The organism is Streptomyces sp. NPDC012825, assembly GCF_042900925.1.
Lineage (GTDB): Bacteria > Actinomycetota > Actinomycetes > Streptomycetales > Streptomycetaceae > Streptomyces.
Window position 1 is genome coordinate 171,575 of the sequence record NZ_JBIBBZ010000009.1, and the last position, 13,764, is coordinate 185,338.

At 74.1% G+C, this 13,764-nt stretch carries 13 protein-coding genes; 5 read left to right on the forward strand and 8 right to left on the reverse strand.

The window, feature by feature from the left end; all coding sequences use genetic code 11:
• Positions 1-2 precede the first annotated feature (2 nt).
• Entirely contained in the window at positions 3-422 is a 420-nt protein-coding gene (locus ACFY7E_RS20575) for a hypothetical protein (protein WP_389486791.1), read from the reverse strand.
• Positions 423-513: 91 nt separating this feature from the next.
• Positions 514-1,077 (reverse strand): hypothetical protein, encoded by a 564-nt coding sequence (locus ACFY7E_RS20580; protein ID WP_389486793.1) that lies wholly within the window; start codon positions 1,075-1,077, stop codon positions 514-516.
• Positions 1,078-1,201: 124 nt separating this feature from the next.
• Here ACFY7E_RS20580 and ACFY7E_RS20585 point away from each other — a divergent pair, with 124 nt between their 5' ends.
• A complete protein-coding gene (locus ACFY7E_RS20585; RefSeq protein ID WP_389486795.1) occupies positions 1,202-1,930 on the forward strand; it encodes a hypothetical protein in 729 nt (242 codons plus the stop codon).
• A 14-nt stretch (positions 1,931-1,944) separates the two neighbouring features.
• Here ACFY7E_RS20585 and ACFY7E_RS20590 read toward each other — a convergent pair whose 3' ends face one another.
• The gene (locus tag ACFY7E_RS20590; protein WP_389486797.1) at positions 1,945-4,386 is read right to left on the reverse strand and encodes a PQQ-binding-like beta-propeller repeat protein; all 2,442 of its coding nucleotides are present in this window, start codon (positions 4,384-4,386) and stop codon (positions 1,945-1,947) included.
• 179 nt (positions 4,387-4,565) lie between these two features.
• Complete coding sequence (locus ACFY7E_RS20595) at positions 4,566-5,435, reverse strand: VOC family protein (protein ID WP_389486799.1); 870 nt, start codon at positions 5,433-5,435, stop codon at positions 4,566-4,568.
• 371 nt (positions 5,436-5,806) lie between these two features.
• Here ACFY7E_RS20595 and ACFY7E_RS20600 point away from each other — a divergent pair, with 371 nt between their 5' ends.
• A complete protein-coding gene (locus tag ACFY7E_RS20600; RefSeq protein ID WP_389486801.1) occupies positions 5,807-6,454 on the forward strand; it encodes a TetR family transcriptional regulator in 648 nt (215 codons plus the stop codon).
• Positions 6,455-6,586: 132 nt separating this feature from the next.
• Entirely contained in the window at positions 6,587-7,252 is a 666-nt protein-coding gene (locus ACFY7E_RS20605) for a pyridoxal 5'-phosphate synthase (protein WP_389486803.1), read from the forward strand.
• 55 nt (positions 7,253-7,307) lie between these two features.
• Here ACFY7E_RS20605 and ACFY7E_RS20610 read toward each other — a convergent pair whose 3' ends face one another.
• The 4 genes from ACFY7E_RS20610 to ACFY7E_RS20625 all read right to left on the reverse strand — a co-directional run bounded on the left by ACFY7E_RS20610 (position 7,308) and on the right by ACFY7E_RS20625 (position 12,114).
• The gene (locus ACFY7E_RS20610) at positions 7,308-9,188 is read right to left on the reverse strand and encodes an AMP-dependent synthetase/ligase (protein WP_389486805.1); all 1,881 of its coding nucleotides are present in this window, start codon (positions 9,186-9,188) and stop codon (positions 7,308-7,310) included.
• Positions 9,189-9,338: 150 nt separating this feature from the next.
• Positions 9,339-9,983 (reverse strand): TetR/AcrR family transcriptional regulator, encoded by a 645-nt coding sequence (locus ACFY7E_RS20615; RefSeq protein ID WP_389486807.1) that lies wholly within the window; start codon positions 9,981-9,983, stop codon positions 9,339-9,341.
• Between the two features lie 111 nt (positions 9,984-10,094).
• The gene (locus ACFY7E_RS20620; protein ID WP_389486809.1) at positions 10,095-11,444 is read right to left on the reverse strand and encodes a dicarboxylate/amino acid:cation symporter; all 1,350 of its coding nucleotides are present in this window, start codon (positions 11,442-11,444) and stop codon (positions 10,095-10,097) included.
• Positions 11,445-11,847: 403 nt separating this feature from the next.
• Positions 11,848-12,114, reverse strand: coding sequence for a DUF4229 domain-containing protein (locus ACFY7E_RS20625; protein WP_389486811.1), 267 nt, complete (start codon positions 12,112-12,114; stop codon positions 11,848-11,850).
• Positions 12,115-12,243: 129 nt separating this feature from the next.
• On the opposite strand from ACFY7E_RS20625, the gene ACFY7E_RS20630 reads away from it, so the two are divergent.
• On the forward strand, positions 12,244-12,777 hold the full coding sequence (locus ACFY7E_RS20630; RefSeq protein WP_389486813.1) for a GNAT family N-acetyltransferase: 534 nt from the start codon (positions 12,244-12,246) through the stop codon (positions 12,775-12,777).
• Positions 12,778-12,886: 109 nt separating this feature from the next.
• Positions 12,887-13,753 (forward strand): GyrI-like domain-containing protein, encoded by an 867-nt coding sequence (locus ACFY7E_RS20635; RefSeq protein ID WP_389486814.1) that lies wholly within the window; start codon positions 12,887-12,889, stop codon positions 13,751-13,753.
• Positions 13,754-13,764: the final 11 nt, after the last annotated feature.

The window sequence follows — 13,764 nt, forward strand, 5'->3', positions numbered from 1 at the left end:
GGCTACCGGCGCGCGTCGAGGCGGTGCAGGAGCGAGCCGTCCGGGCCGAAGACGTCCGTCAGGTAGCCCCGTTCGAAGGAGAGGCCCTCCTCGCGCTCCAGGTAGCCGGTGACCGACGCCTTGAGCGCGTCGAACCGTCCGGCGTCCGCGTCCGGGTCGCGCGTCCACACCGTCAGGGCGGGAACGCCCCCGGGACCGGAGCCCCGCAGGATCCCGTACACGTCCTCCGTTCCGCCGGACCGGCGGTGGCGCTCGGCCGTCCGGGCCGCCTCGTCGGGCGCGGCGGTGGCGGTCGCCGTGGGGCCGGGGGTGACGGGCGGGACCCGGCGGTCCGCCTCCGGTGCGGTGACCGGGGAGCAGCCGGACAGCAGGAGGACGCTCGCGAGACAGGCGAGGGCCGCCGGTCGGGTGAGGGGGCGCATCGGGCCGTCCTCGTCGGCGGGCGCGCGGACGCACAGCCTCCGCCGCCGGAACGGCTGGATATCGGCAGGCTGCCGGGCCTCCGGGTCCCGTCTACCGCTCGCGCACGTCGTACACCCAGCAGTCCCGCACCCGGTCGACCGTCTTCGGGTGCTTCATCGCGACCTCGAAGGTCTTCTCCTCGTGGGCGCCGACGGTGACGAGCGCCTCGGCCGAGTCGACCGCGTCGCCCGCCGCGCCCTTGAACTCCAGGGTGACCCGGTACGTCTTCTCGACCCCGGTGTGCGAGGTGATCTCCAGGGTCGCCGTGGTGTCCGCCCCGCGGGCCGGGCGGCCCTTGCCCTTCTTGCGGGCCGGCTTCACGCAGTCGACCACGACGACCTCGACCGCGGCCCCGGTCGCCGTGGGGAGGGGGGACGGGGTCGCCGTGGCGTCGTTCGACCCGTAGTCGTCGTTGCCCTTCTCGGAACTGGAGCAGCCGCCGCCGGAATCGTCGTCGTCGTCGGAATCGGAAGAAGAGGAGTGGCTCCTGCTCTTGCTCTTCCCGCTGCCGCCCCCGCTGCTGCTGCCGTGGCCGCCCTTCCCGGTGTGGAACCCGGTCAGCGCGAGCATCACCACCGTGAGCGTCGCCGCGAGCTTCACCCGTGTCCGTACCATCGCCGTCCCCCTCCTGGCTGTCGTGTCCGCGCCACCCTAACGGCCGTCCCGCGCCGCGTGGCGGGCCCCTCCGACCCGGCGTAGCGTCGGGAGCGAGAGCCGGACCACCCAGGAGGCCGCTTCGATGATCCGTAACGTCGCCGGCGCCGTCCTGGCTCTCGCCGGAGCGACGGCCGCCGTCCTGAGCCCCTTCCGTGCCTGGTACGACGGCCGTCACGGGCGCGACTACGCCCTCGACGAGCTGTTCACCGGCATCACCGACGCGAGGGCCGACCTCTGGTGGTCGCTCCTGCTGCCCTTCGCCCTCGCCGCCCTCCTCGCCCTGGTCGGCGTGGTGCTCCGCTCCCGCCCGCTCGTCGCCCTCGCCGGGCTCGTCGTCCTCGGCTTCACCGTCTTCTGGATGGTGCGGGTCGGGCAGTACCAGGGCGGTCTCACCGTCGACGGCGACGGCACGGGCCTCGGCGACGGGGTCGCGAACGCCCTCGGCGGCGGAATCCTGCTGCTGCTCGGCGCGCTCGTGATGTCCGGGCGGAGACGGCGGGTCCGCAGGGGTGCGGAGCGGCGGGAGGGGCCGGGGGGCGTCGAGGAGCCCCGGCCGTACGCGCCCCCGCCCGGCGCCCCCGATCCCCGTGAGGCCCCCGTCGCCGACCCTTACGGGGCGCCGGCGGGCGACCCCCGGGAATCCTCCGCCCAGGGCCCGTACGACCCCTACGACCCTTACGGCTCCTACGATCCCCACGGGTCCGAGCCGACCCGGACCTTCGAGGTGCCCGGCCAGGACCGGGGGCGGGATCAGGGACGGGACCAGGGCCCGGATCGGGGCCGGGACCCGGACGGGCCCGAGCCCCGCTGAGGCGCCGGGGCCCGTCAGCGGGCCGACGACGGGCCCCGGCCCGTCGCCGTCCCCTTCACCGCGTCGAGCGCGTACACGCAGCGGTCCTTGCTGCACGCGTACACGACCCCGCCCTTCGCCACCGGCGAGCCGGTGATCTCGCCGCCGGTCGCGAGCTTCCAGCGCAGCTGCCCGCCGGTCGCGTCCAGGGTGTAGAGGACGTGGTCGGCCGAGCCGAAGTGGATCCGGCCGTCCGCGACCACCGGGGAGCCGACCAGCTCGCCGCCCGCCGCGAACCGCCAGCGGGGCGTGCCGGTGACCGCGTCGAGCGTGTAGAGCGCGCTGCCGCTGCCCACGTGCACGTTGCCGTCCGCGACGAGCACCGGCTCGGTCGACTGGCGCTGCTCGGTCGCGATCCGCCAGCGGTCCTGCCCGGTGGTGGCGTCGAGCGCGTACACCGTGCCGAGGTGGTCGGCGAGGTACACCCCGCCGCCGGTGACGGCAGGTCCCGGCGCGAAGGCCGGCGGGGAGAGGAAGACGGCGGGCGCCTCGAAGTGCCAGCGGACGCGCCCGGCCGCGATGTCGATCGACAGGACCCGGGTCCCCGCCGACACGTACACGTGGCCGTCCTCGGCCGGGGCCACCCGTACGGGTACTCCCCCGCAGGAGGCGGCGTCCCCGACCGGGTACGACCAGCGCTCCGCCCCGGTCCGCGCGTCGAGGGCCTGGAGCCGGGCGTCCCGCCACACGTACACGGTGTCGCCGTGCACGGCGGGCCCCGCCTCCGGGGTCTCGAAGTCGGTCTGCGCGCCGGTGACCTCCCACAGCTTGGCGCCGTTGGATGCCTCCCAGCCCTGCACCCCGCCACCGCGCGTCCCGGTGACGACCGTGCCCCGGTCGACCTTCAGCGCGTACACCCAGGCGTCGGTGCGCAGCCGCCAGCGCTCCCCGCCGTCGGTGGCGTCGAGGGCGTACAGGGTGGGCCCGTCGGAGGCGTGGATGCGGCCCCCGGCGACGGCCATGGACCAGGCCACGTCCCGGGTCTTGAACTGGCGCCGGCCGCTGCCCGTGTCCAGGGCGTGCACCTCGAAGGAGGTGACGTACAGCAGGTCGTCGTCGACGACCGGGGTGCCCCAGACGTCGTTGGACATGCGGAAGCGCCAGGGCCGCCAGTGGCCGGGCTCCGGCGGGGGCGGGGCCGGGTCGGCGCCGCCCTGCGCGGGCACGTTCAGCGGCCGTGAGCCGGGCGGCGGGCCGGGCTCGACGCCGTGCGGGCCGCCGCCGGGCGGCCGGATCCAGCCGGTCGCGGGGCCCGCGTCGGCGCCCCGGCCGAGGGCGAGCGCCGCCCGGGTGTCGGCGACCCGGGGGCCGGGGCCGATGGCCACGGTCCCGCCGCCGAGGCGCACGGGGCCGCCCGTGCTCTCGGCGGGACCGGCGTGCCGGCCGCCGACGGGGGCGGGCTCGGGCCCGCCGCCGTTCCCGGACCCGCGCTCCGGCCCGTACGGGTCGGGGAACCGGCCCGGCGGATCCGACGGCGGCGGGGGCGGGGGCACGGCCGGGACGGGCGGCGCGGCGGGGGCGCGGCCGCCGCCGCGCCGGCGCTCGATCATGGCGGTGGCGCTCAGCGGCAGCCAGGCCGAGGCCGTGCCGCTGTCGTCGCTGCCGGGGCCGAAGAGGTGCGGAGCGAGCTGGGCCTGGAGGTCGGCCGGGCTGGGCCGCCGGGAGACGTCCATCTGCATGCAGGAGTCGATGAGGGGCCGCAGCTCGTCGGGCAGGCCCTCCAGGTCGGGGCCCTCGCGGAGCAGCATGAAGACGGTCTCGACCGGGTTGGCGCCGTGGTAGGGCGCGTGGCCGGTGGCGGCGAAGACCAGCATCGAGCCGAGCGAGAAGATGTCGCTGGCGCCGGTGACGCTGCGCGAGTCGCGGGCCTGCTCGGGCGACATGTAGGCGGGGGTGCCGACGGCGACGTTGGTCATGGTCAGGCGCGTGTTGGAGACGCCCGACGCGATGCCGAAGTCGATCACCCGGGGGCCGTCCTCGACGACGAGGACGTTGGAGGGCTTGAGGTCGCGGTGGACCAGGCCCGCCCCGTGGATGGACTGGAGGGCCTCGGCGACACCGGCCGCCAGCCAGCGCACGGCCTGGGCCGGGAGCGGCCCGCACTCGTTCACTATCTCCTCGAGCGAGGGCGCCGGCACGTAGGCGGTGGCCAGCCAGGGCACGGCGGCGCGCGGGTCGGCGTCGACGACGGCGGCCGTGTAGAAGCCCGAGACGGCCCGGGCGGCCTCCACCTCCCGGGTGAAGCGGACCCGGAACAGCTGGTCCTCCGCGAGCTCCGTGCGCACGGTCTTGATCGCCACGCGCCGGCCCGAGGCCGAGCGCGCGAGATAGACCAGGCCCATTCCGCCCGCGCCGAGCCGGCCCAGCACCTCGAAGGGCCCGATGCGTCTCGGGTCGTGCTGCGTCAGCTGCTCCACTTGCCTGCCACCTCCCCGTACGGGCCATGAGGGTACGGCCCCGTGGCCCTGATTCTTCCTGTCCGGGGGCCCGGTGGCGAACCCGGGGGCGGATCGGGGTGTCGCCTGCTACGGGGGGCGGGCCGGTACGGGGCGGGCCGGGCGGAACGGGGGCGGACCTATCGGGCCGTACCGTCCGATTACGGTGCGGGGCGGGGGCGGTTCTCCGGCTCGGCGCGGGGTCCGTTCTCCGGCTCGGCTCGGGGTCCGTTCTCCCGTCCGGCGCCGGACCCGGCCTCCGGTTCCGCGAGGACCGCGAAGAGGGCGCCCTGGTTGTCGCGGAGGACGGCGACGCGGCCGCGCGGGATGTCGCGGGCCGGGGAGACGACTCGGCCGCCGAGCCGGACGGTGGTGGCGCAGGCCCCGTCGCAGTCGTCGACGCGGAAGTAGGCGAGGACGTGGCCGGGCAGCTCGGCGGGGAAGTCGTCGGTGATGACGGCCCGGCCGCCGAAGGCGCTGTCGTCGCCGGGCCGGGAGCCGGGAGGCGACCAGATCCGGTGGTCGGGACCGGGGCCCGCGCCCTCCTTCCCGGGGTCGGCCTGGCGGCCGAGGTAGCCGAAGACGGTGGCGTAGAAGGTGTCGACGGCGTCGGGCCGGCGCGTGTACACCTCCATCCAGCAGAAGGCGCCCGGCTCGTTCACCGCGGCGAAGCCGTCGTCGTCGCCCGACTGGCGGAGGCCGAAGACGGCGCCGCCGGGATCGGCGGCGAGCGCCAGGACGCCGAAGGGGCCGACGGGGTACGGGTCCATGACCATCCGGCCGCCGGCGGCCCTGATCCGGGCGGCGAGGGTGCCGGCGTTCTCGGTGGCTAGGTAGACGGTCCAGGTGGTGGGCATGCGGCCGTCCCGCTTCGGGACGAGCCCGGCGACGCGGCGCCCGCGCAGGAGGGCCTCGTCGCGGTCGGGGTCGAAGGTCCAGCCGAAGAGCTCGCCGTAGAAGCGCTTGCCCGCCTCCAGGTCGGGGAGCTGCGCGTCCACCCAGCACGGGGTGCCCTCAGTACGTACGGCCATGGCTCCACGCTAGGGCGGCGGTGCCGGCCGCGCAGCCCCGGCGGGCGGGCGGCGGGGCGGTCCGGCGGGGTGGAACCCTTGGGATGCCTGGGTTGTCCACCGAAGTTGTCCACAGACTGTTCATAACTCTGTTCGGGTACGGGCTCCCCCGTTCGGCCCCGCCCGGACCCTCCCGGCCCCCGCCCGGCCCCGCTCCCCCGGTGCCGCCGACGCGGGAACCGCGGCCGACATTGGCTCAATACCGACGCTGCCCCTCCTCCCGCCTTCCGCCCCGCACCCGCATCCACCTCGCAGAACACGGATGCACGGGGTCGCACCCCATTTGCAGTCGGCCGAATCGCGCCCCGAGGCCCCGTCGGTAAGCTGACGGCATGACAGGACAAGTACGCACCGTCGACGGCCGCGTGGCCGGTCGACGCGGTCAGGCGACGCGGCAGAAGCTGCTCGACTGCCTCGGTGAGATGCTCAGCTCCTCGCCCTACCGGGACGTCAAGGTCATCGACGTCGCCCGGAAGGCGGGTACTTCACCCGCGACGTTCTATCAGTACTTCCCGGACGTCGAGGGGGCGGTTCTGGAGATCGCGGAGGAAATGGCCAAGGAGGGCGCCGGGTTGGCCGACCTGGCCTCCGGCCGTTCCTGGGTCGGCAAGGCCGGTTGGCAGTCCTCCGAGGAACTCGTCGAGGGATTCCTGGACTTCTGGCGCAAGCACGACGCGATCCTCCGGGTCGTGGACCTCGGCGCGGCCGAGGGCGACAAGCGGTTCTACAAGATCCGCATGAAGACCCTGAACTCGGTCACCACCTCCCTGACGGACGCGGTGAAGGAGCTCCAGACCAAGGGCAAGGTCGACAAGGACGTCAGCCCCGCCGCGATGGCCGGCTCCCTGGTGACGATGCTCGCCGCGGTCGCGGGGCACCAGAAGGGCTTCCAGACCTGGGGCGTGAAGCAGGCCGAACTGAAGCCGAACCTGGCCCTGTTGGTGCACCTGGGCATCACCGGCAAGAAACCGACCAGATAGGCGCGTCCCCCTCCTCCACCCGTCCTGTCGCCGACGCCGGCGGCGGCCCGCACGACCTGCGGACCGCCGCCGGCGTCGCCGTCTCCGGGGCCCTCCCGGCCCCTTCCGGCCCCCGACCCCTACCGTGGCCCCATGACGACCGACTTCGACCGCGCCCTGCGCTCCCTGCGGGTCTGGGACACCGAGCTGCCCGCCTTCGACCCGGCGGGCGCCCCGCCCGGGCCGCTCGCCCTCTTCCACGAGTGGTTCACGGCGGCGGTCGCGGCCGGCCAGACCGAGCCGCACACCCCCTCCCTGGCCACCGTGGACGAGGACGGCCGCCCCGACGTGCGGGTGGTGATGCTGCACGGCGCCGACGCGCGCGGCTGGCACTTCGCCACGCACTCCACCAGCGCCAAGGGCCGCCAGCTCGCCGCCCGCCCGGAGGCCGCGCTCGGCTTCTACTGGCCGGTCCAGGGCCGCCAGGTCCGGGTCAGGGGCCACGTCGCCACCGGCACCCCCGAGGAGGCGTACGCGGACCTCCACGCCCGCACCACCGGCGCCCTCGCGGCGGCCCTGGTCGGCCGGCAGAGCGAGGTCCTGGACTCCCCGGAGACCCTCGCGGAGGCGAGCGCGGCGGCCTGGCGCCGGGCGGAGGCGGAGCCGGACGCCCCGGCCCCCACCTGGACCCCGTACACGGTCGAACCGGCCGAGGTCGAGTTCTTCCAGGGCGACGGACGCCGCCGCCACGTGCGCCTGCGCTACCGCCGCGACCCGGCGGCGCCCGACGGCTGGACCCGCGAACTCCTCTGGCCGTGACGCCCGCCGACCGGGCCCGCGCACTCCCCCGGCCGTGGCGCCCGCCGACCGGGCCCTACTCGCTCCCCGCCGGGTACATCTCCTCGACCTCCCGCGCGAAGTCCCGGAGCACCGCGCCCCGCCGGAGCTTCAGGGACGGGGTCAGATGGCCCGAGGTCTCCGAGAAGTCGGTGGTCAGGACGCGGAAGGCGCGGATGGACTCGGCGCGGGAGACGAGCCGGTTGGCGTCGTCCACGCCCCGCCGGAGGGCGGCGAGCAGCTCCTCGTCGCGGGTCAGCTCCCAGAGCGCCAGGTGCTCCTTGCCCCGCATCCGCCGCCAGTGCGACAGGCCCTCGTGGTCCAGGGTGATCAGGGCCGTGACGTACGGGCGGCCGTCGCCGAGCACCATGCACTGGGCGACCAGGGGGTGGGCCCGCAGCCAGTCCTCCAGCGGGGCGGGGGCCACGTTCTTGCCGGCCGAGGTGACGATGAGGTCCTTCTTGCGGCCGGTGATCCGCAGGTGGCCGTCCTCGTCGAGCGAGCCCAGGTCACCGGTGGGGAACCAGCCGTCGTCGGTGTGCGGCACGGCGGCGCCGCGCTGCGCGTCCCAGTATCCGGCGAAGACGTGACCGCCCCTGAGCCAGACCTCGTCGTCGTCGGCGATGCGGACGGCGGTGCCCGGCAGCGGCCATCCGACGGTCCCGGTGCGCGGCCGGCGCGGCGGGGTGACCGTGGAGGCGGCCGTGGTCTCCGTCAGGCCGTACCCCTCGAAGACCTCGACGCCCGCGCCCGCGAAGAACTCCGCGAGCCGGGCGCCGAGCGGGGAGCCCCCGCAGATCACGTACCTCACGCGCCCGCCGAGCGCGTTCCGTATCCGCCGGTAGACCAGCGGGTCGTACAGCGCGCGGGCGGCGCGCAGCGGCAGTGAGGGCGAGGCCTCCCGGCCGTAGCGGCGGGCGACCCGGGCGGCCCGGTCGAAGGAGGCGGCCCTCCCACCGCGTTCGGCGGTGGCGCGGGCGGTGTGGAAGACCTTCTCCAGGACGTACGGGACGGCGAGGAGGAAGGTGGGCCGGAAGGCGGCCAGGTCGGTGAGGAGTTCCCCGCCCTCGACGGAGGGCGCGTGCCCGACCCGCACCCGGGCGCGCACGCAGCCGACGGAGACCATCCGTCCGAAGACGTGGGAGAGCGGCAGGAAGAGCAGGGTGGCGGCGGGCTCCTCGCCCTCCGGGACGAAGACGGGGTGGAGGAGCCGGACGGCGTTGTCGACCTCGGCGAAGAAGTTGGCGTGGGTGAGGGCGCAGCCCTTGGGGCGGCCGGTGGTGCCGGAGGTGTAGACGAGGGTGGCGAGGGTCTCGGGGGTGAGCAGGCCCCGGCGGGCGGTGACGGCCTCGTCGGAGATCCGCCGTCCCGCCCGGCGGAGCAGGTCGACGGCCCCGGCGTCGAGGGTCCAGAGGTGGGCGAGGCCGGGCAGTCGGGTGCGTTCGGCGGCGACGAGCCGGGCCTGGGCGGGGTCCTCGACGACGCAGGCGGCGGCGCCGGAGTCCTGGAGGATCCAGCGGGTCTGGAAGGCGGAGGAGGTCGGGTGCACGGGGACGGTGACGAGTCCGGCGGCCCAGGCGGCGAAGTCGAGCAGGGTCCACTCGTAGGTGGTGCGGGCCATGAGGGCGAGCCGGTCGCCGGGCCGGAGTCCGTGGGCGACGAGGCCCTTGGCGACGGCGTGCACCTCGGCGGCGAAGACGCGGGCCGGGACGTCGTACCACGCGCCCTCCGGTCCCTTGCGGGAGAAGAGGGGGGCGTCGGGTGCCTGGCGGGCGTTGTCGTACGGCAGGTCGGCGAGGGAGCCGCGGGCGATCCGGGGCGCGAGGGCGGGGACGGAGACCTCCCGCACCCGTCCGTCCACCAGGAGCTTGTGCGGTTCGACCGGCCCGGTCCCGGCTGCGGCGTTGGCGACGGACACGTGCGGCTCCTCGGTCTTCGCGACGAACGGAGACGTGCTGGGACGTGCTGAGGGCGCGCCGGTACGTACGGAGCCGAACCGACCGGCTCCACAGGCGAGTTGAGGCCCGCACCACTTGAACCAGTCAGTAACCTTACTGTGCGGTAAGGCTCAACGGGGAGACCAGCGCTCGCTTTTCATGAGGTTCCCGAGTCCGGCCCAGGCGAAGTTCATCAGCGTCGCGGCCGCCTCCTTCGCCGTCACCCCCGGCGTCCCGTTCGCCCAGGTCGCCAGCGATTCGGCCGAGCCGACCAGGGCCTGCGCGAGCGCGGTCACGTCCCGCTCGGTGATCCCGGCGGCCCCGTGCGCCCCGCGCGCCGCCTCGCCGATGAGCCCGGCGACGAAGACCGCGATCTCCTCCCGCATCCGGGACGCCTCGGTCGCGAACGGCTCCCCCTGCGTCCGGGCCTGCCGGCTCAGCACCACCCAGGAGTCGGGGTGCTCGGCGGCGTACGTGAAGAAGGCGAGCAGCCCCGCCCACAGCCGCTCGTCGGGCGGCAGCTCCCGCTCCTCGACCCCGGCGGCCACCGCGGCGAGCAGCGCCCCGGCCTCCCGCCGGATGCAGGCGGTGAAGAGCTCCTCCTTGGAGTTCAGGTACAGGTACACCAGCGGCTTGGAGACCCCCGCGAGCTCGGCGATCTCGTCCATGGAGGCCGTCTGGTATCCGTGCCGCGCGAAGCTCCGCACGGCCGCGTCGAGCATCTGCCGCTCCCGCACGGCACGCGGCAGCCGCCGCGCCCTCGCACCGTCGGCCATGGTGCCCACCCCTGCTTCCCGCCGCTCACAAGATCGCCCGACCGCCCCCGGAGAAGCCTAGTGCCCCCGCCCGGAAGGGGCGGGGGCACCAGGACGGCGGGAGCGTGCCGGTCAGGCCGCGACCAGGACCTTCTCGTTCTCCGTGCGCGCCTCGGCGGTCGGGTCGTCGATCGGGGACGACGAGGCGTTCTCGTACGCGGTGTGGTCGAGGATCTTCTCTCGGGCGGCGACGATCACCGGGATCAGGGCCTGGCCCGCGACGTTCGTCGCCGTCCTCATCATGTCGATGATCGGGTCGATCGCCATGAGCAGGCCGACGCCCTCCAGGGGCAGGCCCAGGGTGGAGAGGGTCAGGGTCAGCATGACGGTCGCGCCGGTCAGGCCGGCCGTGGCCGCCGAGCCGACCACCGAGACGAAGGCGATCAGCAGGTAGTCCTGGATGCCGAGCTGCACGTCGAAGATCTGCGCGATGAAGATCGCGGCGAGCGCCGGGTAGATCGCGGCGCAGCCGTCCATCTTGGTGGTGGCGCCGAACGGGACGGCGAAGGAGGCGTACTCCTTAGGGACGCCGAGGCGCTCGGTGACCTTCTGGGTGAGCGGCATGGTGCCGACCGAGGAGCGGGAGACGAAGGCCAGCTGGATGGCCGGCCAGGCGCCCTTGAAGAACTGGAGCGGGCTGACCTTGGCGACCGTGGCGAGCAGCAGCGGGTAGACGCCGAAGAGGACGATCGCGCAGCCGACGTAGACGTCGGCGGTGAAGGTGGCGTACTTGCCGATCAGGTCCCAGCCGTAGTCCGCGATGGCGAAGCCGATGAGGCCGACGGTGCCGATCGGGGCGAGGCGGATGACCCACCACAGGGCCTTCTGGAGCAGTTCGAGGACCGACTCGGAGAGGGCGAGGATCGGCTTGGCGCGGTCGCCGAGCTTCAGGGCGGCGATGCCGGCGACGGCGGCCATGAAGACGATCTGGAGGACGTTCAGCTCGGTGAAGGGCGTGATGACGTCCGTCGGGACGATGCCGGTGAGGAAGTCGATCCAGGAGCCCTCGCGCTTCGGCAGCTTGCCGTCCTGCGGGGTGAGGCCGGTGCCGGCGCCGGGGTTGGTGATCAGGCCGATCGCGAGGCCGATGGCGACCGCGATCAGGGAGGTGATCATGAACCAGAGCAGGGTGCGGGAGGCGAGCCGGGCGGCGTTGTTCACCTTCCGCAGGTTGGTGATCGACACCAGGATCGCGAAGAAGACGAGCGGGGCGACGGCCAGCTTGAGCAGCTGCACGAAGATGTCGCCGACCTGGCCGAGGGTCTCCTTCAGCCAGGAGACGTCCTGGCTGCGGGCGATCCAGCCGAGCAGGGCGCCGAGGACCAGACCGACGATGATCTGGGCCCAGAAGGGGACCTTGGGTATCCGGGACGAGGGCTTGGCCTCGGAGGCCTGGGGGGCCTCGGAAACGGACGCGGACACAGAGACACACTCCACAGGGCGTATCGGGGGAATACGGGAACGGGGGTGCGGCGCACACGCGCGCTCGTGCGCGGAGGCCGCTGCATGCTGCCGGGGAGGTCAGAGCTCGCGGCGACAACAGGCCGCGGACACACAGCGGCAAAGGTCGACGTGCAGGCGCGCCACGAGCGGGTTGCTCGCGGCGTCGGTGAGGCGCGCTGCGGTCTTCATGTCGAACACGTTAACACTTGAACTTTGAGAACCTCAAAGCTCTTCTTTGGGGTAGAGGAACACCCCTCCGCCTCCGAAACACAGAAAACCCCAGGCCGGAGCCTTGGAAGCTCTCGCCCGGGGTGGGATGTGTGAGGAAACTTACGAAATCCTTACGCCGCCCCCACGGCGGAGGGCGGACGGGAGGAGTCGCCTACAGCGCGTCCTCCTGGGACCGGTTCGCGTCCAGGCGCCCCTTCGCACGGTCGACCTTCTCCACGATCTCGACGCTCATCCGGTCGCGCTCCCCGCGCAGGAGGACGAAGCTGAGCGGAGCGGAGACGACGATGGCGAGGACGAGCACCCAGAGCAGGTTGGAGTCGCCGAGGCCGCGCGGCAGCGCGCCGACGTAGACGAGGCCCCACAGGGCGAGGAAGCACCCGGCGAAGATGCCGAGCCGCAGCACCGTGTAACGGAGCATGTCAGTCCACTCTTCCGTTCCGAAAAGATCCCCTACGGGACGAACGTCCTCCCCAGTGAAACACGGGACCGCACCCCCTCCGGTACCGGGCCTCTTGAGCACCCGTCGCGTAATGGATAACCTCAGCCCATGACCCTTACGTTCGAGGTGGACCCGGCGGTCGACGCCGCCCTGCGCGACGGCGTCCTCGCCCTCTGGGCCGACGTCTCCAACGCCGGCGGCGCCGTCGGCTTCGTCCCGCCCGTGACCCCCGACGAGATCCGCCCCGCCCTGCTCCAGCACCTCGTCGCCATGGAGCGCGGCACCACCCGTCTGCTCGTCGGCCGCGACGGGGACGGCGAGGTCGCCGCCACCGCCTTCTTCACCTTCAACAGCCACCGCCTGATGACGCACTGGGTGTGGCTCTACACCGTGATGGTCCACCCCCGGCACCAGGGCCGGGGGTACGGCCGCGACCTCATGGCGGCGGTCGAGCGCACCGCCCGCACCGCCCCCGGCTTCGAGGCGGTCGAGGCGATCCGGCTGACCTGCCGGGGCGGCACCGGCGTCGACGGCTTCTACGCCAAGTCCGGCTACAAGGAGGTCGGCCGCGTCCCCGACGCGATCCGGGTCGCCCCCGGCGACGACCGCGACGACATCATCATGCTGCTGCCCCTCGCCTGATCCCCCGCCCGGCCCGTCGGCCCACCCGACCGGACCGGGCACGGGATGTCGGGTCCGGCACCCCGCCCCCCTCCTACGGTGAGAACACGGAAAAGGAAGGACGGACCACGTGCTGGAGCGGCTGAACCAGGCACTCGACCACATCGAGGAGCACCTCCGCGGCGACCTCGACCCGGCCGGGCTCGCCCGGATCGCGACGACCTCGGAGTACCACTTCCGGCGCCTGTTCTCGGCGCTCGCGGGGATGCCGCTGTCGGAGTACGTGCGGCGCAGGCGGCTCACCGTCGCGGGCGCCGAGGTGCTCGCCGGCGAGCGGACGCTCCTGGAGGTCGCCGTGCGGTACGGCTACGGCTCCGGGGAGGCCTTCGCCCGCGCGTTCCGCGCGGTGCACGGCGTCGGCCCCGGCGAGGCCCGCCGCACCGGGGCCGCCCTGCGCTCCCAGCCGCGCATGTCCTTCCGCCTCGTCGTCGAAGGGAACAGCAGCATGCGGTACAGGATCGTGGAGAAGGACGCCTTCCGGATCGTCGGGCGCGGGGCCCGGGTCCCCCTGGTCCACGAGGGGGAGAACCCGGCGATCGCCGCCCACGTCCGGTCCATCGGCCGGGAGGCCCTGGACCGGCTCGCCCGCCTGTCGGACGGGGAGCCCGCAGGCGTCCTGTCGGCGGTCACCCACCTCTCGGACGGCCGCGAGGAGGGCGCCGAGCTGGACTACTGGCACGGGGCGGTGAGCGGCGCCGACGTGCCGGAGGAGTTCGACGCGCTCGACGTGGCCGCCGGCACCTGGGCCGTCTTCGAGAACGAGGGCCCCTACCCGAAGGCCCTCCAGTACCTCTGGCGGGACGTCTTCACCCAGTGGTTCCCGTCCAACCCGTACGCGAGCAGGCCGGGCCCCGAGCTGCTCTCCGTACGGCCCTCGGAGGACCGGACGACGGCGCGGGCGGAGCTGTGGATCCCGGTGGAGCGCACGGAGGCATGAGAGAGGGCCGG